This is a genomic window from Novosphingobium sp. fls2-241-R2A-195, from assembly GCF_030209485.1.
Classification (GTDB): domain Bacteria; phylum Pseudomonadota; class Alphaproteobacteria; order Sphingomonadales; family Sphingomonadaceae; genus Novosphingobium; species Novosphingobium resinovorum.
The window spans coordinates 12,365-33,139 of sequence record NZ_JARVRY010000026.1; the positions used below are offsets into that span (position 1 = coordinate 12,365).

Here is a 20,775-nt window from a genome sequence, read left to right on the forward strand (position 1 = left end):
CCGATGTCCAAGGCCATCCCTCTCGTCGCCACTTATCGCCTCCAGCTTCGGGACGGCGTGGACCTCGACAAGGCGCGCGAACTGCTGCCGTGGCTGGCCACGCTGGGCATCAGCCATCTCTATCTTTCCCCGCCCTTCCATGCAGCCTCTGGATCGACCCACGGCTACGACGTGATCGATCCCACGCGGATCGATCCGGTGCTGGGCGGGGAAGCGGCGTTCCAGCGCCTTAGCGGAGCAGCACAACGGGCCGGGATCGGCATCATCGTCGATATCGTGCCGAACCACATGGCGTTCACGCCCGAGAACCCGTGGCTGGCCGACGTGCTGCGGCATGGCCGCGGCAGCGCCCATGCCGCCATCTTCGACATCGACTGGGACGCCGGACCGCTGCACTTCCCCGTGCTGGACGGCGCCATCGAAGACCTGCTCGCACAAGGCCATCTCGCCCCGGCGGGCGACGCCGACGATCCGCGCCTGCGGGTTTACGATCGCGAATATCCGCTGCGCCCGAACGACCTCTCGCGCCATCTGTGCGGCGTGACGCGCACACTGGACGCACCGACGCTGGACGCTCTCCTCGCCGAACAACATTGGTCTCTGGGCGACTGGCGGACGAGCGCCGACCGCATCACCCATCGCCGCTTTTTCAACATCACCGACCTCATCGGCGTGCTTCAGGAAGATCCCGAAGTTTTCGCACTGACACACCGCTGGATCATCGAGCAGGTCGAGGCGGGAAACATCCAGGGTTTGCGCGTCGACCACGTGGACGGACTGGCTCGGCCGGGCGGCTATCTCCAGCGATTGCGCGATGCCGTGGGCGACACGCCCATCTGGGTCGAGAAGATCGTCAAGACCGGGGAGGACTTCCCGTCGGCGTGGCCGGTGGAAGGCATGAGCGGATATGAATTCATGACGCCGCTCACGCGCCTGCTGACCTCCCGCGAAGGCCTCGCGACGATGCGTGAGACGTCGATCGATGCCGTTCCGCCGGACTATGGGCGGGAGGTCCGCAAGGTCCGTCGGGAACTGCTGGAACAAGTGTTCACGCCGGAATTGCGCCGTGTGGCCGGAGCCGCGCTGACGGCGCTTGCGCTTGATGAGGGCGCACGCGCACAAGTGTCCGAAGCAGTCGGCCGACTGGCGACGGGGTGGCCGGTCTACCGCTCTTACGCGGCCGATCTGGCCCCGCTCTCTCCCGCGATCACGCAGGCCATCGACGGGCTGACCGAAGACACGACGGTCGCGAGCCTGATCGGCCTGCTGCGCGCGCCCGACGATCCGCACGCACGCGCCTTTGCCGTTAGGTTCGAGCAGCTGACCGGAGCGCTGACGGCGAAGTCCGAGGAAGACACGGTATTCTTCCGCAGCGTCGCCTTCCTGCCGCTGTGCGAAGTGGGCGCCGAACCGGACCTCGGCGTCATCGACGATGCGACATTTGCCGCCGGCATGGCGAAACGTGCGGACCGGACGCCGCTCGCGCTGGATACCCTGTCCACGCACGACACCAAGCGCTCTGCGGATGCGCGCGCCGTTCTCGTCGCGCTAAGCCACTTCCCCGATTTCGCCCGAGAACTCTACACCGATGCGCGGCAGCGCGGGCGTGAGGCGGGGGTATCGGAGCAATGGGCACTCTATGCGCTCCAGACCGCCTTAATGTTGCGCGCCGAGCCGGATACGCCGGAGCGCATCGATGCACACGTCGCCAAGGCCATGCGCGAAGGCAAGGACCTGTCGCGGCACGAAGCACCCGATACGGCCGCCGAGGCCGCAATCGCACAGCTATGCCGCGCCCTCCATCACGGACTGGCGACCGGCGAATTGCTTCCCGACCGTCTGCGCGGCGACTTCGAAGCTGCGATCGAGACCATTGTACTGGCACAGACCGCCCTTCAGCTGACTGCGCCAGGCATTCCTGACATCTACCAGGGCAGCGAGGGGCTGGCGGTCACGCTGACCGATCCGGACAATCGTCGTCCGGTAGACTGGGCGGCGCTGGCATCAGGCCAGTTCCCGCCCCTCGCTGCACGCAAGCTGGAACTTACCCGTATCCTCCTGACCCAGCGGCAGGAGCGACCGGATCTGTTCACCTGCGGAACTTATGCGCTGCGGACGGACGACGACAGCTGGATCGTCGAACGTACAGGGGAAGGCGAAGCCTTTTCGGTGCACATCCCAATGCCCAAACGCCACTCCGCCGATTGCCTGAAAGATGTGCGCGCCGTCGACTAGGGATGCACCCATGCGTTGACAACTCCCTGGCCGCAGCCTAGCGGAAATTGCGAGTGCGTCGCAATAGTGAGTTGCGCGACAATAGGGGGCTTCGTGATAGTTCGCATCGCCGGCAGTCATCGATGACCGCACGCAACGGCACCATCGGTCGCGGCGAGATCGTCGCACGGCTGATTGCAGCGATTCCCGCGAACTACCTTCTGACGTCGGCGGCGACGGCCTGCATTGCGCGCCTGCTGTGGCGCGGCATGGGCGTCGATCCCGCCAATGCCAGTGTCGCCGCGACGCTGATCTCCTTCGCCCTGTTCGCTATACTGGCGCTCGTCGCCTTCGGAGCGCGTTCGGTGGTGAGGCTCTGGCTGTGGCTCGCCGGCTCGGGACTGACGCTCGGCATCACCCTGTGGTTCTCGCTCTCGGCTGGAGCGCGGATATGAAGGACAGCCTCCGCCAGTCGATGGCGCTGCTTCATACCTGGAGCGGACTGCTCCTTGGATGGCTGCTTTTCGCGATGTTCGCCACCGGGACCGCAGCCTATTTCCAGGACGAGATCACTCGCTGGATGCAGCCCGAGGTAACCGGCGATGCAGAACCCGCAACCGCCGCGGAGGGCGCGATGCGTTACCTCAATTCTGTCGCTCCGGACGCGAAGAGCTGGTACATCTCGCTGCCCAACAGCCGGAGCGCCACCACCCAGGTATATTGGCAGCCCTCCGGGGAACGCCCGGCGAAGCGCGTCGAAACCAGCGCGCTGCTCGACCGTGGCGGCCACGCCATCACCTCGCGCGAGACACGTGGCGGTTTCTTCCTGTACCGCTTTCACTTCGACCTGCATTACATGCCGGTGTTGTGGGCACGCTATCTCGTCGGCGTCGCGGCGATGTTCATGCTGGTGGCCATCCTCTCGGGCGTGATCACGCACAAGAAGATCTTCGCCGACTTCTTCATGCTGCGCTTCGGCAAAGGGCAAAGGAGCTGGCTAGACGCCCACAACGTCACCGCGGTGCTGGCATTGCCCTTCCACCTCATGATCACTTTCACCGGACTGGTGACACTGGCGTCCATGTACATGCCGTGGGGCATAGCGGCCAATTATGCCGAGCAGACCGCATTCTCCGAAGCGGTGTTCGGCCGCAGCGCCGAGACCGTCCCCAGCGGCAGACATGCTCCCTTGGCGGACCTAGGGCCGCTAGTGCGTAATGCCTCCGCTCGGTGGAACGACGAGCGGGTCGGCTACATCAGCATCGCCAACCCCAACGACGCGGCCGCCCTGATCGAGATGAGCCGCGCGCCCGAAGCCGCCTTCGGCGCACGCGGCCAGACTGCCACATTCGAAGGCGCTACCGGCCGCGCGATCGGCACGCACCAGGCGACCGGCAGCGCCCTCGCGACCGAGAGCGTCATGATCGGCCTGCACACGGGCCGCTTCGCCGAATGGGGCCTGCGCTGGCTCTACTTCCTCAGCGGTCTAGGCGGCACGGTGATGGTGGGTAGCGGCCTCGTCCTGTGGACGGTCAAGCGGCGCGCCCGCCTTTCCGACCCCTCTTGCCCGCACCTTGGCTTCCGCATCGTCGAGCGTCTGAACATCGCCGCCATTGCCGGGCTGGCGACCGGGATCGCGGTCTATTTCCTCGCCAACCGCCTGCTCCCGCTGGAAATGGTTGACCGCGCGGAGCGTGAGATCGACAGCCTGTTCCTCGCTTGGCTCGGCATCGGACTGTGGGGCATCCTGCGTCCCGCCGGACGCGCATGGACGGAGGCGCTGGCGATCGCCGGTGCCTGCTTCGCCGCCATCCCGCTGGTCAATGCCATGACGACTTCCCGCGGGCTGCTCCCTAGCTTGCTGGCGGGGGACTGGACTTTCGTGGCCTTCGACCTGGTGATGCTCGTCCTCGCCGCAGGCTTTATCCTTGCCGCAGTAAGAAGCGCTCAACTCCGGACAAAGGCAAAGGCCGGTGCGAAGCCACGTAGTGCGAACCGGCGGGCAACAAGCGCATGATGCACATTCTTCCCGCCACCGTGATCGTTGCCGGATTCCTCGCGCTCGCCGCCAGCATGAAGCGGCACCAGCGCGATCTCCTGGGTCGGCTCCTCACTCATGTACAGACGCGCTCTACCCGTATGGCAGGGTGGTTTCTGCTCGGCATCGGCTGGGCCGTAGACGCCGCGCTGCTCGGTCCGGCCATGGGCACGATCGTCTGGTGCGGCGAACTGAGCCTAGGCGCCGCGCTCACGGTCACCACGCTCAACTGGCGCACCCGGCGCCCCTCTCGCTAGCCTCCTTCGGGCAGCACCAGTCTCGCCTCAAGAAAGTCGAGGAAAGCGCGGATGCGGGAAGCCAGTCGCCGATGGCCCACATAGAGGGCGTGAATGTCTTCATGGTCCCCCGGATTGAAGGGGCGCAGTATTTCGACCAGCCTCCCGGCCGCAAGATCGGCAGCGACATGAAACCGCCCCAGCCGCGCGATACCGCCGCCCGCGACCGCCATCAGCCGCACCACTTCCCCCGAATTGCCGAGGAATGCCGCCTCGATCGGCCTTTGGACTAGTGCTTCGTCGATCCGGAACGGCCAGGTGTCGATGGAGCGTCGGAAGCTGAACTGCAGGCAGGCGTGCCCGGCCAGTTCGCGCGGGTGTACCGGTTCGCCATGCATGCGCAGATAGTCCGGGCTCGCGACCAGCGCCATCATGCTGCGCCCCAGTTTCTTCGCCTTTAGCCCGGTGTCCCGCAGGGGGCCGATGCGTATGGCAAGGTCGGCCCGTTCCTCGACAAGATCGACCAGTGTATCGGACAGCGCCAGGTTTACTGTGACCCTGGGGTACGCTCGCTGGAAACGAGGCAGGATCGGTAACAGGCACTGCGTCCCGAAAGGCACCGAGGCATTGATGCGCAACGGCCCGCGCGGTGGCTCTTCAGCCGAGCCGAAGCCCCGCTCGACCTCGTCGATTTCCGCCACCAGCCCTGCTACCCGGGCGCGATAGACTTCACCCTCCGCCGTCAGGGCCAAGGCGCGCGTAGTGCGCGACACCAACTGCACGCCCAACCGCCCTTCGAGCCGCGCCATGGCCCGGCTCACCGCCGAGGGCGTCAGGCGCAGCGCCTTGGCCGCGCTCGCGAAACTGCCGTCCTGCGCGACCGCGAGGAATATCTGCATCTCGCCAAAGCGGTTGTCCATGACGCAATCCGTGATTTTGATTCACTTCTGATATGCCAGATGCATCACTATGCATCAATGACGCGACAACCTAGATTTCAGGGCACATCAGCAAGGAATATCCCGTCATGGATCTCAAACTCACCGGCAAGTCCGCTCTAGTCACCGGCTCGACGGCCGGCATCGGCCTCGCCATCGCCGAGCGCCTCGCCGCCGAGGGCGTGAACGTCGTCATCTCCGGCCGCAACCAGACGAAGCTCGACGAGGCGGTAGCCAAGGTCAGCGCAGTCGCCGCAAACGGCGGCAAGGTACGCGCCGTGCTCGCCGACCCTGCAACCGCCGAGGGTGCCGAAACCCTGATCGCCGCGGTCCCGCAGGTCGATATCCTCGTCAACAACCTCGGCATCTACGAAGCCAAGCCCTTCACCGAGATCACCGACGCGGACTGGCACCACTTCTTCGAAGTCAACGTCGTCAGCGGCGCGCGCCTTGCCCGCCACTACTTCCCAAAGATGCTGGAACAGGATTGGGGCCGCGTGATCTTCATCGCCAGCGAAAGCGCGCTCGTGATCCCCGGCGAGATGATCCATTACGGCATGACCAAGACCGCCCAACTGGCGATCGCGCGCGGCCTTGCCGAGCAGACGCGCGGAACCGGCGTAACAGTGAATTCGGTCATGCCCGGGCCGACGCGCTCGGAAGGCATCGTCGAGTTCATTCGTTCGGTCGTCGACAACAAGGATGCGCCGGAAGCCGAGCGCGAGGCGGAATTCTTCGCCAAGCTGCGCCCCTTGTCGCTCATCCGCCGTTTGATCGAAGCTGACGAGATCGCGGCGCAGGTCGCGCTGCTCGCCAGCCCGCTCGGCGCCATCACCAACGGTGCGGCGATCCGCGTCGAAGGCGGGATCGTGCCGACCATCGCCTGACGCGCCGATAGACCGCCTGCCGCCGCGTTTAAGTCACATTTCAGTTTTGTAATTTCGATTGCAACGCGGCGGCAGATGACCGAGGGCTCTATCTCCCGCTTATACGGAGATTCCCTTGGTCGGGTCGTTGTCGCGTCGCATCGTCATCCTGTGCAGCGTGCTGTGCCTGTTGCTGGCACTGCTCGCAGGGTTGCTGCTCGAAGGCTCCGCGCAGACACGCGCCAGCCTCGCGTGGGTCATCCATTCTTCGCAGGTGCTCAAGACCGCAAACCGCGCGATGGGGCATCTGCAACAAGCGGAATCCGGTGAGCGTGGCTTTGCCCTCACGCACAACCCCGAATTCGGCGAGACGGTAGAGGCCGAAGTCGGCGCGGCACGGGCGGCGGCAGGCGAGCTTGTCATCCTCACCAAGGACAATCCTGCCCAGAACGACCGCGCCGTCCAGATCCGCACCCTCATCGGCCAGCGCGCGGACCTGCTGGAGCAGATCGCCAAGCAGACCCGCGCGGGCGATTTCACCGGCGCACAGGCCGCCGTCGCATCGGGACGCGGGCGCTATCTCATGCAACTCGTCGAGGCACGCGTGAGCGACCTGCTTAACGAGGAACGCGCTCTGTCGACGACGCGAACCGACGTCGTGGACAAGCGCCTGAGCTACATCACCTGGCTGGTGCTGGGCGGCGTGCCGCTGACGATGATCTTCGTCGGCTACACCGCGGCCACGCTGATCCGGCGCATCCGCCGCCCGGTCGATGCGATGATGACGGTCATGGGCCAGCTTGGCGCGGGCGACCGCGCCGCGCGCATTGATGCCCACATGGAATCGAGCGAGTTCGAACGGCTGGCAAACGGCTACAACGCCATGGCCGAGGAACTGGAGGGCGCCGTCGCCGACCAGCACGAAAGCCAGGATCGCCTCCACGTCGCTAATGCGGAACTCAGCCGCAACACCGAAGTCCTGCGCGAACGCGGCGAGGTGATCGAACTGCTCGGCGGCATGGCCCATCGCATGCAGGCCGCCCGCACCGACGACGAACTGGCATCGATCATCCGCGTCTTCGTCCCGCGCGTGCTACCCGAAATCCCGGGCGCGCTCTACGCCCACAACAATTCGCGCAACCTGCTGGTGCCGATCGCGGCCTGGGGTGGGCTGGATGTTGCCTCATCAGGCTTCGCGCCCGATCAGTGCTGGGCTCTGCGCCGAGGCCAGAGCCACTTCGTCGTCGAGCCCGATTCCGACATCGTCTGCGCCCATGTCGGCAACCAGACCGACCATTACCATTGCGAACCGCTGTTGGCGGGAGGCGAGGTTATCGGCGTCCTCTACCTCAAGGGCGTGGTCGGAACCGAGAACCGTTTCCGCCTGACGGTGCTGACCGAGAACATCGCCTCCGCCCTCGTCAACCACCGCCTCCAGCGCGGTCTGCGCGAGCAGACCATCCGCGATCCGCTCACCAGCCTGTTCAATCGGCGCTACATGGAAGAGACGCTGGCGCTGGAAATCGCTCGTGCCTCGCGTTCAGGCAGCCCGCTCAGCCTCGTCATGTGCGACGTCGATCACTTCAAGCGCTTCAACGACGAGTTCGGCCACGACGCCGGCGACGCCGTGCTGCAGGCCGTGGCGGCCGAGATGCGCAGCCGCTTCCGCGACGGCGACGTCGTCTGCCGTTTCGGCGGCGAGGAATTCACGATCATCGCGCCGGGTACCTCAGCGGTCACTCTCGCCGCGCGAGTGGACTCCGTACGCCAGTCGATCAGCGAACTGATTGTCCACCAGGGCGGCCGCGCGCTGGGTTCGCTGACGATGTCCTTCGGCATTGCATCGTGGGAGGACAGCATGGAGCGCGACGGCTCCACGCTTATAAAGGCCGCCGACGCCTCGCTCTACCGGGCCAAGCGCGAAGGGCGCAACCGGGTCCTCGTGGACGCGCGTTCGGAAACGCTGGCGGCCTGACGCCTCAGGCGCTGCGGCGCTGTTCGGTCTCATCCGGCGGGATCATCTGCGCGACCAGTTCCGCGGTGATTGCCGAGAGCGTCCAGCCGAGATGGCCGTGGCCGGTGTTGTAGAACACGCGCGGATGCCTGCCCCGGCCGACGAAGGGCATCATCGTCGGCGTCATCGGCCTCAGGCCCGCCCACGGCACCACCTGCCGCGTGCTCATGCCGGGGAAGTGCCGCTCGCTCCAGTCGACCAGCGGGCGGATGCGGTCGGCGCGGATGTCGCGGTTGAAGCCGTTGAACTCCGCCGTGCCCGCCACCCGGAAGCGGTCCGCGCCGAGCCGGCTGGTGACGATCTTGGCGTCCTCGTCGAGCAGGCTGACCTCGGGCGCGGCGGCGCGGCTCTCGTCGTCGTTCAGCATGACGGTGATCGAGTAGCCCTTGACCGGGTAGATGTTGACTCGGTCCCCCAGTTTTGCCGCCAGCGCGCGGCTGGCGACCCCGGCGCAGACCATCACCATATCCCCCTCTACGACCGTTTCGGCACCGAGATCATCGGTCGAGAAGTCCTGCAGGCGGCCGGTATCGGAACCTTCCCCAAGGCCGCCCGCCGCCTGCAGCCGGACCGACACACCGTCGGGCCGAAGCGCTATGCCGTCCACCTCGCCCCCCAGCACGAACCGCGCGCCGAGGCGGGCGCAGGCGCGGCCGAGGCCGGTGGTGAACTTGTGAATGTCGCCCGTGGAATCGGACGGCGTGAAGAAGCCGCCGCAGAAATCGCCTCGCAGCGCCGGTTCGATGCGGGCGATCTCGGCGGAGGAGACTTCCTCGCGCTCCAGCCCGCCCTCGACCAGTAGCGCATTGCCGCGCCGGGCCGCCTCGAACGTCTCGGCGTTGCGATAGAAATGGAGGATGCCGCAGCGCGAGAGGTCGAAGTCTATGCCCTCGCGCTCCGCGATGTCGAACAGGTGGCGACGCGCGGCGATGGCGAGGCGGGTCGTCTCCACGGTGTTGGCGTGGTGCCTGCCGATCGCGCCGACGAACTGCGCCATCCACGAATACTTGTGCAGCGAGGGACGCGGGTTGAACAGCAGCGGCGCGTCGGGGCGCAGCAGCCAGCGCAGGCCCTTGGCGATCGTCGCCATCGAATTCCACACTTCGGCATTGCTGGCCGAAAGCTGCCCGCCATTGGCGAAGGAGGTCTCCATCGCCGGATAGCGGTGCCGCTCGACCAGGGTGACCTCGTGCCCGCGCGAAAGCAGGGCGTAGGCGGCCGTGACGCCGGTGATGCCGGCGCCGATGACGATGATGCGTGCCATCTGCAGTTCCCTTCGTGGGAGGGAGGGTGTCGGAAAGAAAAGAACCGGCCGGGGCAGTTGGCTCTTGTCAGGGTGTTCGTGACCCCGGCCGGTTGGCGCGCTGGGGGGCTTAGCTGCCCGCGCCGGAGGTTTCGCGACCCGAAGCCTCGTAATCGATGCCCAGTTGCTGGAGGTAGGAATCGTACTTCTTCGGATCGTAGTAGCTGGGCTGCATCGCCGGGCGGATCTGCGCCATCGTGCGCGCATTGCGGTCGATCGCGGGCATGTCGGTGGCGGCGATCAGCGGATCGTACTTCTGGTCCTTGAGCTGGACGTCCTTCATCCAGGTCTTGGCCTCCGTGATGATCTGCGGCGTGGTGACGAGATCGAGGATCGTCATCGCCACCGCCTTGGCGCCGACGACGGTGCCCTTGTGCGCGATCGGCGTGGCCATCGCCATCGCGGCGGTGGCGTGGTGGAAGATCACGTTCGGGATGTTCGCCGGATAGCCGATGGTGACCGTCGGCACCGTCCACATCACGTCGCCGATGTCGTCCGAACCGCCGAAGCTGCCACCGCCGCGCAGTTCGGGGGTGGAGAGCGGCGCCACCTTCGTCGGCAGCGCCTCCACCTTGAGGTGGTTCTTCACCTGCACCGCCTTCGCGAAGGCCTGGTCGGCGGCGGACCACTGCGGCACGCCCACCGTCTCGATATTGGCGTAGAGCGCCTCGGCCAGCGGCTTGTTGCCGTAGTTCGGCGCGGCGAAGCCCAGCACCTTGCGGCTGACCGTGGTGCCCGTCGCCAGCGCCGAGGCCTCCGAAATCTGGTTGCCGACTTCGTAGAGGTTGCGCAGCGAAGCGAAGTCCTTGTCGCGGAAGTAGTACCAGCTGCTCGCCTTGTCCGGCACCACGTTGGGCTGGCCGCCGCCGTTGGTGATGACGTCGTGCGAGCGCTGCGTCAGCGGCAGGTGCTCGCGCCGGAAGTTCCACATGACGTCCATCAGCTCCACCCCGTCGAGCGCGCTGCGGCCCTCCCACGGCATGCCTGCGGAGTGGGCGGTCTTGCCCTTCCACTCGTACTCGACGGAGATCATGCCGGTTAGGCCGAGGTCGCCCCAGCCGGTGCCGAAGCCGGTGTTGACGTGCGCGAAGATCGAGGCGTCGACGTCCTTGAACATCCCGGCGCGCACATAGTACGCCTTGGTCGCCAGCAGTTCCTCGGCAACGCCGGGCCACAGCATCAGGCGGCCCTGCAGCCCGTGCTTCGTCATCACCTGCTTGGCGGCAAGCGCGGCGGCAACCATCAGCGGCATGCCCGAGTTATGCCCCTCGCCATGTCCCGGCGCGCCTTCGGTGAGCGGCTTGACGTCCGCCACGCCGGGCACCTGCGAGACGCCGAGCAGGCCATCGATGTCGCTGCCCAGCGCGATCTTGGGGCCGCCGGTGCCCCATGTCGCGGTGAACGCAGTCGGCACACCGGCGACGCCGCGCACGACGGTGAAGCCGTTCTTCTCGAGGATGCCGGCGAGATATTCGCTGGTCTTCACCTCCTGAAAGCCGGGTTCGGCGAACGAGTAGATCTCATCCACCATGACCTGAATCTGCTTGCGCTGCGCCTCGACGGCGGCGGCGACTTCCTGCTTGAGCGCCGGGTCGGCGGCCGCCTGCGCAGCGCCGGGTGTAAGCGAGGCCGCAGCCAGCGCGGCGGCGATCAGGGTACGCAAACCGTACCCGCCCGGGCGCCGGTCGTCCCCCCCTCGTTCGTCATTGCGAGCGTAGCGAAGCAATCCAGAGCGGCGCGGCTCCGCCCTGGATTGCCGCGCGGCTTCGCCGCTCGCAATGACGGGGGTGGGGGAGGCAGAGGAATGTGTGTTGCTGCGCATCCCGATTACTCCGCCGGCTTCGTCAGGGTGGGGTACTTGACGCCCAGCTGGTCGAGGTAAGTCGGGTACTTGGCCGGGTTGTAGTAGTATTTCTCCATCATCGGCCGGTAGAGTTGCATGTTGCGCTCGTTCAGCCAGATCGCGGGCACGTCCTTGTCGGTCAGCACCGGCGCATACGTGTCGGTCTTCAGCTGCACGTCGGTGAAGTAGGTCTTGGCGTCGGTGACCAGCTGCGGCGTCGTCAGGATATCGAGCACAGTCATCGCCACCGCCTTGGCGCCGACCTCGACGCCCTTGTGCGCGATCGGGGTGGCCATCGCGAAGGCCGAAGTGGAGTTGTGGCCGATCATGTTGGGGATGTTCGAGGGGAAGCGGATGGTGATCGTCGGCACCGCCCACATGATGTCGCCGATATCGTCCGAGCCGCCACCGGTGGAGGGCTTGCGGTTCTCCGGCGTCGAGAGTTCGGTGACTTCCGACTTCAACGGCTCGATCTTGCGGTCGTTGAAGGTCTGTGCCGCCTTGGCGAAAGCCTGGTCGTCGGCGCTCCACTGCGGCATGCCGACCGCCTTGATGTTGGCATAGGCAGCTTCGGCCAGCGGCTTGTTGCCGAAGTTGGGCGCGGCATAGCCCAGCGTCTGCTGGCTCACCGTAGTGCCGGTGGCGAGCGCGGCGGCCTTGGCGATGTCGTTGCCGGTCTCGTAAAGCTTGCGGATATCGGCGAAGGTCCGCTCGCGGAAGAAGTACCAGATGCTGGCCTTGTCCGGCACCACGTTGGGCTGGCCGCCGCCGTTGGTGATGATCATGTGCGAGCGCTGCGTCAGCGGCAGGTGTTCGCGCCGGAAATTCCACGCGACGTCCATGATCTCCACCGCGTCGAGCGCGCTGCGGCCCTCCCACGGCATGCCCGCCGAGTGCGCGGTCTTGCCCTTGAAGCTGTATTCGACCGAGACCATGCCGTTGTTCCCCATCTCGCCGTAGCCGGTCGAGAAATCGGAACTGACGTGGGTGAAGATCGAGGCGTCCACGTCCTTGAACAGCCCGGCACGCACGTAATAGGCCTTGGTCGCCAGCAGCTCCTCGGCGACGCCGGGCCAGAGCATCAGGCGGCCTTCGAGGCCGTGCTTGGTCATCACCTTCTTCACCGCGATGGCCGCGGCGACCATCAGCGGCATGCCCGAGTTATGACCCTCGCCATGCCCCGGCGCGCCTTCGACGATGGGCTTGAGATACGGCAGGCCGGGGGTCTGCGACACGCCGAGCACGTCGTCGATGTCGCTGCCCAGCGCGATCTTCGGCCCGCCCTTGCCCCAGGTGGCGGTGAAGGCGGTGGGAATGCCCGCCACCCCGCGCGTCACCGTGAAGCCGTTCTTTTCGAGGATGCCGGTGAGGTATTCGCTGGTCTTCACTTCCTGAAAGCCGGGTTCGGCGAAGCTGAAGATCTGGTCGACCATGACCTGGATCTGCTTGCGCTGCGCCTCGACTTCCTTGGCGACCTCGTCCTTGAGCGGCTGCGGCGCGGCGGCATGGGCAGGGGCGCCCATCATCGCGGTGGTGGCAAGGGCGGCGGCGAGCGCGGCGCGTTTGACGGTCTTCATGATCCGAAATCCTCTCTTAGAACTCGACCTTGGCGGAGACGCGGAAGGTGCGGCCGATCACGTCGTAGCGGCTGCGGTTGGTCTGGGCATAAGCGGGTACGTTGTTGCCGTCCGGACCGTTGCCGACGAGCACCGGATCCTTGTTCAGCAGGTTGTTCACAACGAAGGTCAGGTGGCCCATGCCGCCGCCCATCGCCGGGAACTTGAAGTCCACCGAAGCGTCGAAATAGACCGCGCCCTTGATCGAATTGTCGTTGATCGTGCGGTACTGCGCGGTGCTGGCCGGGCAGTCGCCATCGCACTCGATCCAGTCGTTGCCGTAGACGCCATTGGTAAAGCCGCGCGCCACCAGATTCAGGCTGACCGGGTCGATGTCGTAGAATGCGCTGACGCGGTAAACCCAGTCGGGCGAAGCATAGGTGGTATTATTGGTCAGCACGCCCGCATAGTCGATCGGGAAGCTGATGCCGTCATCGACCACGTTCTCGATATAGTGCGTGGCCTGCCCGTGCAGGCGCAGGGTGCCGGGGCCGACTTGCGCGGTATAGCTGGCCTCGATGTCGAAGCCCTTGGTCTGCTGGCGGGCGAAGTTGATCGGCGTCAGGTCGATCGTGCTGAGTTGCCCGTTCACGAAGTTGATGTTGGGGCAATACGAGGAGATGCCCTGTTCGTAGCACAGGTCCACCGTCTGCTGCGCGGTGATCGAGCCGATCGCGTCCTTGATCTTGATCTGGTAGTAATCGAAGGAAAGCGAGAAGCCCGGCAGGAAGCTGGGTTCGAACACCGCACCCAGCGTCCAGCCGTCAGCCACTTCGGGCTTGAGCGAGGAGTTGCCGAAGGCGTTCTGCACGAACTGCAGCGATCCGGTCTGCGGGGCATCGGCGCCGTCCGGGATGATGACGGTGTTGGTACGCGCAGTGCCCGCCGCGAACAGTTCGTCGAGGTTGGGCGCGCGGATGTCGTGGCTCAGCGTGCCGCGGAAGCGCAGCGCGTTCATGGCCTGCCAGTTGGCGCCGACCTTCCACGTACCGACCCAGCCCGACGTGGAATAATGCGTCCCGCGCGCGGCGGCGTTGACATTCATCCCGTCGAAGATCGGCACGTCGAGTTCGAGGAAGCCTTCATAGACGTCGTACTTGCCCTGGTTGACGCGGAAGTTGCCGTAGAGCCAGCCGGAATTGTACTGCGAATCCACGCTGCCGTTGATCTGCTCGCGTCGCCATTCGACGCCGGTGGCAAAGGCCAGATCGCCCGCCGGAAGCGCGAAGGCCTTGCCCGAGATCGTGGCGGCGGCGACGTCCTGCTTGATCGTCTGGTGGCGCAGCGGCTGGTTGCCATCGTTGTAGATGTAGTCCAGCGCCTCCTGCGAGGGGCCGTTGGTGCCAAGCCGGTCGATCGGCACGCAGCCATTGCCCGGATTGGTCAGCGTGGAACGGCACACGATGTTGCCCGATCCGTCGAACACCGCATCCTGCGCCAGCGCCATGCGCGAATTGACCCAGGTGTTGGTCAGTTCCTCGCGCGCCTTGGTGACGCCTTTCTGGTAGTAGACGTCCCAGTTCATCGGCTTGTCGAACAGGTCGAACTTGCCCTTGGCGCCGATGACGCCGCGATAGACCTGCCGCTTGATGTTGCTGCCCGGGATCGGGAAGCCTGCGTTGGAGGTGCCCACGGTGATCGAGGACAGCCCCTGCGCCGCCATCTGCGCCGCGACGGTGGGGTACTGGCTGAGCAGGTAGGCATTGTCCGCCGCGATGGTCACCCCGGTGCTGGGAGTCTGCTGGTACGAGGACGCACTGACCGAGCGGTTGTAGGAGAACTGCCCGAAGATCTCGATGTCGGGCGTGATCTCGAAGCCGACGCGCTGGAATGCGCTCAGGCGTTCATCGAGCGGAACGAGGGTGTTGGTGCCGACATGGCCGGCGAGCGTGGTCTGCCAGTCGCCGCCGATCATCCACGGGCTGGAGACGATGCCGTAGTTGAGCTGCCCGGTCTGCCCCTCGCCCAGGAAGTACGTACCGCGCAGCGGGCCGCTGGTGATGAGGCCGCCCGCCGTGTACCCCGCCGGGCCGATCCCGCTGCCGACCAGCCGCTGTGGCTCGCCGTTGGTGGCGGTGTAGGCGGGGTTGTTGATCTGGAAATAACCCTTGTTGTTCCAGTCACGGTCGATCCCCTCCTCGCGGTTCTGCTTGAAGTACGACACGTTGGTGAGCAGGTGCAGCCGGTCGTCCAGCAGCGAGAAGCCCGCGGTGCCCGTGAAGCGGTAGTTGAAGGCATCGCCATAGGTCGAGATGCCGGTGTCGGCGCCAATCTTGAAGCCCTTGTAGCCGGTGTCGAGGATGAAGTTGACGACGCCGCCCACCGCGTCCGACCCGTAAGCGGCGGAAGCGCCACCGGTGATGACTTCCACCCGCTTCACCAGATCCTGCGGGATCGTGTTGATGTCCACCGTGCCGCCCACGGTCGAGGCGACCGAGCGCTGCCCGTCCACCAGCACCAGCGTACGGCCGACGCCAAGCCCCCGCAGGCCGATCGAGTTGATGCCCGCACCCGCGTTCGAAAGCCCGCCCGAGTTCGTGCCCGAAGTGCCCGAACCGGCGATGGCAGGCATCTGGTTCACGAAGTCGGAGATGTTCGCCGGGGCCTGCGCGGCGATGTCCGCCTCGCCCAGCACCGCCACGGGCGTGGGCGCGCTGTAGCCGTCGCCGACAATGCGCGAACCGGTCACGACGATGTCGTTGACCGGCTCCTCGTCCGCAGGGGCCGGAGCGCCTTGGGCCATCGCCGGAGCCGCAAGAAACAGCGGTACCGCAGCACCTGCCAGCAGCAGGGCACGGGCCGAACGCACTGAAAAGCTTTCCATCATGCCCCGACTTTGCGAGGTCTGGCCCAAGGCCGTGTTTGCATTGCGCATCGCGAAAAACTCCCTGTGACCGAATCTCTCGCCACAGGCGCCCTCATCCCGATGGACGGAGAATGGACGCGGTTCCTCCAGGCACACGGATGTGCTCACCGCCCTCGCGGTGCCGCCGGCAAAGCGCTTGATGAAAAACCCGTATTCCCCGTTCCCGCCTACCCTTGCGGGAACCCCATCATCCGGCAGTGTCCGTCTTGGATTTCGGTTTGCCCCCGATCCGGATCGCTGCCTGATGCCGTCGATACTATCCGGAAGGGGGCGAATGATCCCAATAAAGTTGCGGCTATTTTGCCGATCGCTTGATGGATTTCAGCGTTAATATCGCGATCCGCGCAAGATTGGTGCGGATGCTCCGGAACCCGCGCATTTTCCCGAACCCGATCGCGCCGTGATTCGCGAAATGCAGCGCAGCATCGGCGATGCGGTAGGCGACTTGTGCAAGCGACCGAGCACTTGCGCATGATTTTCGCGGCTTTCTAATTCTCTGCGCAGGATTCCATCAACGATGCGCCATTCCGCCCCGATAAGTTCGGGGAAGCTGCGCGAGGTTTGCGCTAGGCTTTGCTGCAACGGCGAGATGAGGGGTTCACGCTCTCGCCACCAGCTCCACAGGGGGAATACTCACGATGTCTTTCGTCGCCCGCATGAAGCCTTTCCTCGTCGCCGGTTGCGCTGCCGTAGCCTGTGCAGGCGCCCCGTCCGCATGGGCCGCACCGGTTGCGGTCGCTTCCACCGCTGATGGCGCGCTGCTGCCGGTGCAGGTCGATGCCGCCAAGGGCAAGGTGCTGTTCACCCTGCCCGCCCCCGCCGCCGACGGCACTTCGGGCCGCTACCTGTTCACGCAGGCGATCAAGACCGGCCTCGGCTCCGCCGCGATCCGCATCGACCGGGGCATGCAGGGCGATACCAAGGTGCTCGCCTTCCGCCGCATGGGCGGCAAGGTCGCCGTAGTGTTCGAGAACCCGCGCTTCCGCGCCAGCGGCGACGCGGGCGTGCAGATGGGCGCGAAGGCCAGCTTCCCGTTCAGCACCGTCGCCATGCTCGACGTGGTGAGCGAGGGTGCCAACATGAACGGGGGCAGCGTCACAGTGGACCTCACCCCGCTGCTGATGACCGACGCGATGGACCTGGCCGGCGCGATCGGCGAAAGCGCCAAGGGCTACAAGCTTTCCGAAAAGCTCAGTGCGCTCGATCCCGCCTCGGTCAGGGTCTTCCCGAAGAACGTTGAGCTGGAGACGGTCCAGACCTTCACCGCCGACAGCGCGGGCCGCGAACTCGATACCCTGGCCCCCGATGGCCGCGCGGTCAGCGTCACCGTCCATTCCTCGCTGATCGCCCTGCCCGAGCCCGGCTTCGTGCCGCGCAAGTTCGACATCCGCTCCGGCAGCCACGCCACGCAGGCCTATGACTTCGGCACCCCGCTGGGCACGCCGATGCTGGTCGAATATTCCAACCGCTTCCGGCTGGAGAAGACCGATCCGTCCGCCGCGCGCTCCCCGGTGAAGAAGCCGATCGTCTTCTACATCGACAGCGCCGCGCCCGATCCGATCCGCACCGCGCTGGCCGACGGCGTGCGCTGGTGGGCCGACGCCTTCGACGCTGCGGGCTTCGTCGATGCCTTCAAGGTGGAGATCCTGCCCCCCGGCGTCGATCCGCAGGACGTGCGCTACAACGTGGTCAACTGGACCGACCGCCAGAACCGCAGCTGGTCCTACGGCGGCGGCGTGATCGACCCGCGCACCGGAGAGATCGTCAAGGGCGTGGTCGTGCTTGGCGCCCTGCGCGTGCGGCAGGACATCACCATCTTCGAGGGTCTCGTCGGCACCGCGCAGAACAACACCGGCGGCCCCAACGACCCCGTCCGCGCCGCGCTCGCGCGCATCAGCCAGCTCGGCGCGCACGAGGTCGGCCATGCGATCGGCTTCGTCCATAACTTCAAGGCGAGCCTGCAGGACCGCGCCTCGGTGATGGACTATCCCGCGCCCAAAGTGACCATAAGCGGGGGCAAGCTGGACCTCGGCGATGCCTACGCCACCGGCATCGGCAAGTGGGACAAGTTCACCGTGGACTGGCTCTACGGCCAACCCGCGCCCGGCGTCGACGGGGACGCGGAAGCCGCCGCCAAGGCCGATGCGATCCGCAAGGCGGGCCTGATCTTCGGCACCGACGTGGACGGCCGCGCGCCCGACCTCGCGGTGCCCGGCGTCAACATGTGGACCGAGGGTGACGACACCCCCGCCGACCTTGCCCACACGATGGAGGTTCGCCGCATCGCGCTGGCGAACTTCGGCCCCGGCGTGCTCCTTTCCGGCGAGCCGCTGTCCAACCTGCGCCGCAAGTTCGTGCCGATCTGGTTGTTCCACCGCTATTCGATCGACGCCACCGGCAAGCTGGTGGGCGGCGTGAACTATGAATACGCCGTCGTCGGTGACGGGCGCGGTGCGCCCTATCCGGTCCCCGCCGCTCAGCAGTTGGAGGCGATCGACGCGCTTGTCGGCACGCTTTCGCCCAGCGTCCTGACGGTGCCCGCATCACTCGCAATGATGCTGTCGAGCGGCAGCAGCGCCCGCCCCGATGCCGAGGCCGTGCCCGAAGTGATGCGCGGCGCGGGCGCTGCGGTGTTCGATCCGCTCGTCACCGCGCAGGTCGCCGCGCAAGTCACCCTCGACAGCCTGCTCGCGCCCACACGCCTCACCCGTCTGCACATCCAGCATGGCTACGATTCGAGCCAGCCCGGCGTCGGCACGCTGCTGGGCAAGCTTTCGCCGGTGGTGGCCGCGCATGGCGACGCGGTTTCGCGCCGGATTTCGCAGGCCACCCTGCTCGCCATCGCCGCCGCGCGGGCCGATGCCGATACCCCCGCCGACGTCGCCGCCCTGCTCGACGGCTACCTCAAGGACACCGCGACCGGCTTCGCGAAGGCGAAGGGCGGCTCCGAGGATGCGCTGTGGCAAGTCTCGATGGCCGCACTGCTGCGCGATCCCAGTCGCCTCGCCGACGAGATCGGCAAGGCCAGCCGCCCGCGTCCGCCGATCCCCGCCGGAATGCCCATCGGCGGTGACACAGGCTGGTTCGATAACATTCTGTCGGAATAACACCCCCACTCGATCCCTTTTGTTTGAAATCCAGAGGACATTCGGCACTATGGTTTCGAAATTAAAAAGAGGGGCGCTCAACAAGATGGATATGCTGTCCGGTAAACTGCACTGGCTGGATGCCGCGCGCGGCAAGCCAGCGCAGCACGAACTCGACGACACCGACCTCAGGTTGATGCGTGCCCTCGTCTCCGATGGGCGCGCATCGGACGTGTGGCTGGGCGAGAAAGTCCATCTGTCGAGCACCGCAGTCGCCCGTCGCCGCAAAATACTGGAAGAAGCGGGCTATATCTCGAACTATTCCGCCAACCTCAATGTCCGCGCGCTGGGCTATGGGACGCTGGTGATGGTCTCCATAGAGCTCATATCGCAAACCGAATCGGTACTGCAGGACTTCGAGAAGGCCGTGCTAGATAGCCCATCGATGCAGTTCTGTGCCTTCGTCACTGGAGACACCGACTTCCTGATGATCCTCAACGTGCAATCGCTGGAAGATTACGACATGATCTACCGCAAAGAGCTTTCGGTTCTTCCTCACGTGCGCCGCATCCGCAGCAGTTTCGTCCTGCGCGAAGTGGCCAGCCGCCAGATCGCGCCGGTGATCCTCGCCGGGCGTTAGTCGCCCTGCTGGTCGTCGCGGTGGCGGTGCGTCACCATGCGGCGGTGGAGAGTGCGGACCACGTCGCTGCCGGAGGTCGTGAAGACCGTCGGCAGCAGTCCGTGGATCAGGCACTTGATGCCGCCCGCGACCATCGCGGTGCCGAAGCCGAAGGCGGACTGGAAATGCTGGCCGTAGGTCTCGCCGACGGACTCGGGATGATCCTGGAAGATCTTGCGAAACATGGGGATATTCCTTCAGTTGAGAGTGCTCGCCAGCATGGCCAGCGCCATTGCCGCGACGAGCGTGGAAAAGAGGTAGCGCAGCAGATCCCTGCCGCCCGACAGGCGCCCGGCGATCACGCCACCGCCTAGACCGCCGAGCAGTCCGCCCGCGATCAGCGCCATGGCGACCGGCCAGTCGACCAGACCGGATGCCGCATAGTTCGCTGCCGTGGTCGCGCCGAAGGCGGCCACCGCGATGAGCGAGGTTGCGACCGCTTCGGCCGTCGACATGCCGGTCGCCCTGACGAGGCCGGGCACGATCATGAAGCCGCCGCCGATGCCGAAGAAGCCCGCAAGGCCGCCGCTGCCCGCGCCGAACCCGGCAAGGCGGCGCCAGCCGGTGGGCACGGCGGCGGCACCCTCGGCCGTGCGCCGCAGGATCATCGAGGCGGCGATCACCAGCATCAGCACCGAAAGGCCGCGCAGCAGCCACTCGGCGTCACACAGCTTGCCGAGGGTGGAGCCCAGGCTCGCCCCGCCGAGGCCGCAGAGCGCGAACAGCATGCCGCTGCGCCAGCGCACCCGGCCCGCCCGCGCGTGTCCGGCCAGAGCCATCGCCGCGTTCACCGCGACGCCGATCGCGCCGGTGCCGATCGCAAGGTGCGGATTGCCCAGCCCGATCACGTAGACCAGCATCGGCGTCGCCAGCACCGAGCCGCCCCCGCCGATCAGCGCGAGCACGAGGCCGATCAGGCCGCCGCAGCCGATCGCGGTCATCAGGGGGTGGGCATGGAGCAGGAACAGCATCGCGGGAACCGGGCGCAGGACGACACCCCGCGCGAAGCCCGCAGGTTCGCCGGTGTGAAATCGTCAGGTTGTAAGGAGAAAAGTGCGGCCGGCCGACGCAGTCGG

At 66.1% G+C, this 20,775-nt stretch carries 15 protein-coding genes; 8 read left to right on the forward strand and 7 right to left on the reverse strand.

Features of this window, described 5'->3' with window-relative positions; all coding sequences use genetic code 11:
- Positions 1 to 3: 3 nt before the first annotated feature.
- The 4 genes from treY to QRN25_RS19345 all read left to right on the forward strand — a co-directional run bounded on the left by treY (position 4) and on the right by QRN25_RS19345 (position 4,509).
- The gene (treY, locus tag QRN25_RS19330; RefSeq protein WP_285020871.1) at positions 4 to 2,235 is read left to right on the forward strand and encodes a malto-oligosyltrehalose synthase; all 2,232 of its coding nucleotides are present in this window, start codon (positions 4 to 6) and stop codon (positions 2,233 to 2,235) included.
- A 122-nt stretch (positions 2,236 to 2,357) separates the two neighbouring features.
- Complete coding sequence (locus QRN25_RS19335; RefSeq protein WP_271184149.1) at positions 2,358 to 2,669, forward strand: hypothetical protein; 312 nt, start codon at positions 2,358 to 2,360, stop codon at positions 2,667 to 2,669.
- A complete protein-coding gene (locus QRN25_RS19340; RefSeq protein ID WP_285020872.1) occupies positions 2,666 to 4,231 on the forward strand; it encodes a PepSY-associated TM helix domain-containing protein in 1,566 nt (521 codons plus the stop codon). Before QRN25_RS19335 ends, QRN25_RS19340 begins: the two co-directional genes overlap by 4 nt.
- Positions 4,228 to 4,509, forward strand: coding sequence for a DUF3325 domain-containing protein (locus QRN25_RS19345; protein ID WP_285020873.1), 282 nt, complete (start codon positions 4,228 to 4,230; stop codon positions 4,507 to 4,509). Before QRN25_RS19340 ends, QRN25_RS19345 begins: the two co-directional genes overlap by 4 nt.
- On the opposite strand, the gene QRN25_RS19350 is transcribed toward QRN25_RS19345, so the two are convergent.
- Complete coding sequence (locus QRN25_RS19350; RefSeq protein WP_285020874.1) at positions 4,506 to 5,408, reverse strand: LysR family transcriptional regulator; 903 nt, start codon at positions 5,406 to 5,408, stop codon at positions 4,506 to 4,508. The genes QRN25_RS19345 and QRN25_RS19350 overlap by 4 nt on opposite strands.
- A 107-nt stretch (positions 5,409 to 5,515) precedes the next feature.
- On the opposite strand from QRN25_RS19350, the gene QRN25_RS19355 reads away from it, so the two are divergent.
- Positions 5,516 to 6,313 (forward strand): SDR family NAD(P)-dependent oxidoreductase, encoded by a 798-nt coding sequence (locus tag QRN25_RS19355; protein ID WP_285020875.1) that lies wholly within the window; start codon positions 5,516 to 5,518, stop codon positions 6,311 to 6,313.
- 115 nt (positions 6,314 to 6,428) lie between these two features.
- Complete coding sequence (locus QRN25_RS19360; protein ID WP_285020876.1) at positions 6,429 to 8,267, forward strand: diguanylate cyclase; 1,839 nt, start codon at positions 6,429 to 6,431, stop codon at positions 8,265 to 8,267.
- A gap of 4 nt (positions 8,268 to 8,271) precedes the next feature.
- On the opposite strand, the gene QRN25_RS19365 is transcribed toward QRN25_RS19360, so the two are convergent.
- The 4 genes from QRN25_RS19365 to QRN25_RS19380 form a co-directional block, all read right to left on the reverse strand.
- Positions 8,272 to 9,570 (reverse strand): D-amino acid dehydrogenase, encoded by a 1,299-nt coding sequence (locus QRN25_RS19365; protein ID WP_285020877.1) that lies wholly within the window; start codon positions 9,568 to 9,570, stop codon positions 8,272 to 8,274.
- 109 nt (positions 9,571 to 9,679) lie between these two features.
- Positions 9,680 to 11,272, reverse strand: coding sequence for a peptidase dimerization domain-containing protein (locus tag QRN25_RS19370; protein ID WP_285020878.1), 1,593 nt, complete (start codon positions 11,270 to 11,272; stop codon positions 9,680 to 9,682).
- Positions 11,273 to 11,436: 164 nt separating this feature from the next.
- The gene (locus tag QRN25_RS19375) at positions 11,437 to 13,029 is read right to left on the reverse strand and encodes an amidohydrolase (protein WP_285020880.1); all 1,593 of its coding nucleotides are present in this window, start codon (positions 13,027 to 13,029) and stop codon (positions 11,437 to 11,439) included.
- Between the two features lie 16 nt (positions 13,030 to 13,045).
- The gene (locus QRN25_RS19380) at positions 13,046 to 15,895 is read right to left on the reverse strand and encodes a TonB-dependent receptor plug domain-containing protein (RefSeq protein ID WP_502910479.1); all 2,850 of its coding nucleotides are present in this window, start codon (positions 15,893 to 15,895) and stop codon (positions 13,046 to 13,048) included.
- Between the two features lie 677 nt (positions 15,896 to 16,572).
- Here QRN25_RS19380 and QRN25_RS19385 point away from each other — a divergent pair.
- Together QRN25_RS19385 and QRN25_RS19390 are read left to right on the forward strand one after the other, a co-directional pair.
- Positions 16,573 to 19,041 (forward strand): zinc-dependent metalloprotease, encoded by a 2,469-nt coding sequence (locus QRN25_RS19385; RefSeq protein ID WP_285020881.1) that lies wholly within the window; start codon positions 16,573 to 16,575, stop codon positions 19,039 to 19,041.
- 91 nt (positions 19,042 to 19,132) lie between these two features.
- Positions 19,133 to 19,660 carry an Lrp/AsnC family transcriptional regulator gene (locus tag QRN25_RS19390; RefSeq protein ID WP_502910480.1) on the forward strand — a complete coding sequence of 176 codons (528 nt, stop codon included), beginning with the start codon at positions 19,133 to 19,135 and terminating at the stop codon, positions 19,658 to 19,660.
- Here the strand turns inward: QRN25_RS19390 and QRN25_RS19395 are convergent.
- Both QRN25_RS19395 and QRN25_RS19400 read right to left on the reverse strand, forming a co-directional pair.
- Positions 19,657 to 19,884, reverse strand: a complete 228-nt coding sequence (locus QRN25_RS19395; protein ID WP_285020883.1) for a DUF6356 family protein — start codon at positions 19,882 to 19,884, stop codon at positions 19,657 to 19,659. The two genes, QRN25_RS19390 and QRN25_RS19395, sit on opposite strands and share 4 nt — an antisense overlap.
- A gap of 12 nt (positions 19,885 to 19,896) precedes the next feature.
- Complete coding sequence (locus QRN25_RS19400) at positions 19,897 to 20,670, reverse strand: sulfite exporter TauE/SafE family protein (RefSeq protein WP_285020884.1); 774 nt, start codon at positions 20,668 to 20,670, stop codon at positions 19,897 to 19,899.
- Between the last annotated feature and the right edge of the window lie 105 nt (positions 20,671 to 20,775).

Bases quoted from the DNA above. Each gene is read 5' to 3' on its own strand.
- treY (WP_285020871.1), top strand. From the start codon at position 4: ATGTCCAAGGCCATCCCTCTCGTCGCCACTTATCGCCTCCAGCTTCGG.
- QRN25_RS19335 (WP_271184149.1), top strand. From the start codon at position 2,358: ATGACCGCACGCAACGGCACCATCGGTCGCGGCGAGATCGTCGCACGG.
- QRN25_RS19340 (WP_285020872.1), top strand. From the start codon at position 2,666: ATGAAGGACAGCCTCCGCCAGTCGATGGCGCTGCTTCATACCTGGAGC.
- QRN25_RS19345 (WP_285020873.1), top strand. From the start codon at position 4,228: ATGATGCACATTCTTCCCGCCACCGTGATCGTTGCCGGATTCCTCGCG.
- QRN25_RS19350 (WP_285020874.1), bottom strand. From the start codon at position 5,408: ATGGACAACCGCTTTGGCGAGATGCAGATATTCCTCGCGGTCGCGCAG.
- QRN25_RS19355 (WP_285020875.1), top strand. From the start codon at position 5,516: ATGGATCTCAAACTCACCGGCAAGTCCGCTCTAGTCACCGGCTCGACG.
- QRN25_RS19365 (WP_285020877.1), bottom strand. From the start codon at position 9,570: ATGGCACGCATCATCGTCATCGGCGCCGGCATCACCGGCGTCACGGCC.
- QRN25_RS19375 (WP_285020880.1), bottom strand. From the start codon at position 13,029: ATGAAGACCGTCAAACGCGCCGCGCTCGCCGCCGCCCTTGCCACCACC.
- QRN25_RS19380 (WP_502910479.1), bottom strand. From the start codon at position 15,895: ATGATGGAAAGCTTTTCAGTGCGTTCGGCCCGTGCCCTGCTGCTGGCA.
- QRN25_RS19385 (WP_285020881.1), top strand. From the start codon at position 16,573: ATGTCTTTCGTCGCCCGCATGAAGCCTTTCCTCGTCGCCGGTTGCGCT.
- QRN25_RS19390 (WP_502910480.1), top strand. From the start codon at position 19,133: ATGCTGTCCGGTAAACTGCACTGGCTGGATGCCGCGCGCGGCAAGCCA.
- QRN25_RS19395 (WP_285020883.1), bottom strand. From the start codon at position 19,884: ATGTTTCGCAAGATCTTCCAGGATCATCCCGAGTCCGTCGGCGAGACC.
- QRN25_RS19400 (WP_285020884.1), bottom strand. From the start codon at position 20,670: ATGCTGTTCCTGCTCCATGCCCACCCCCTGATGACCGCGATCGGCTGC.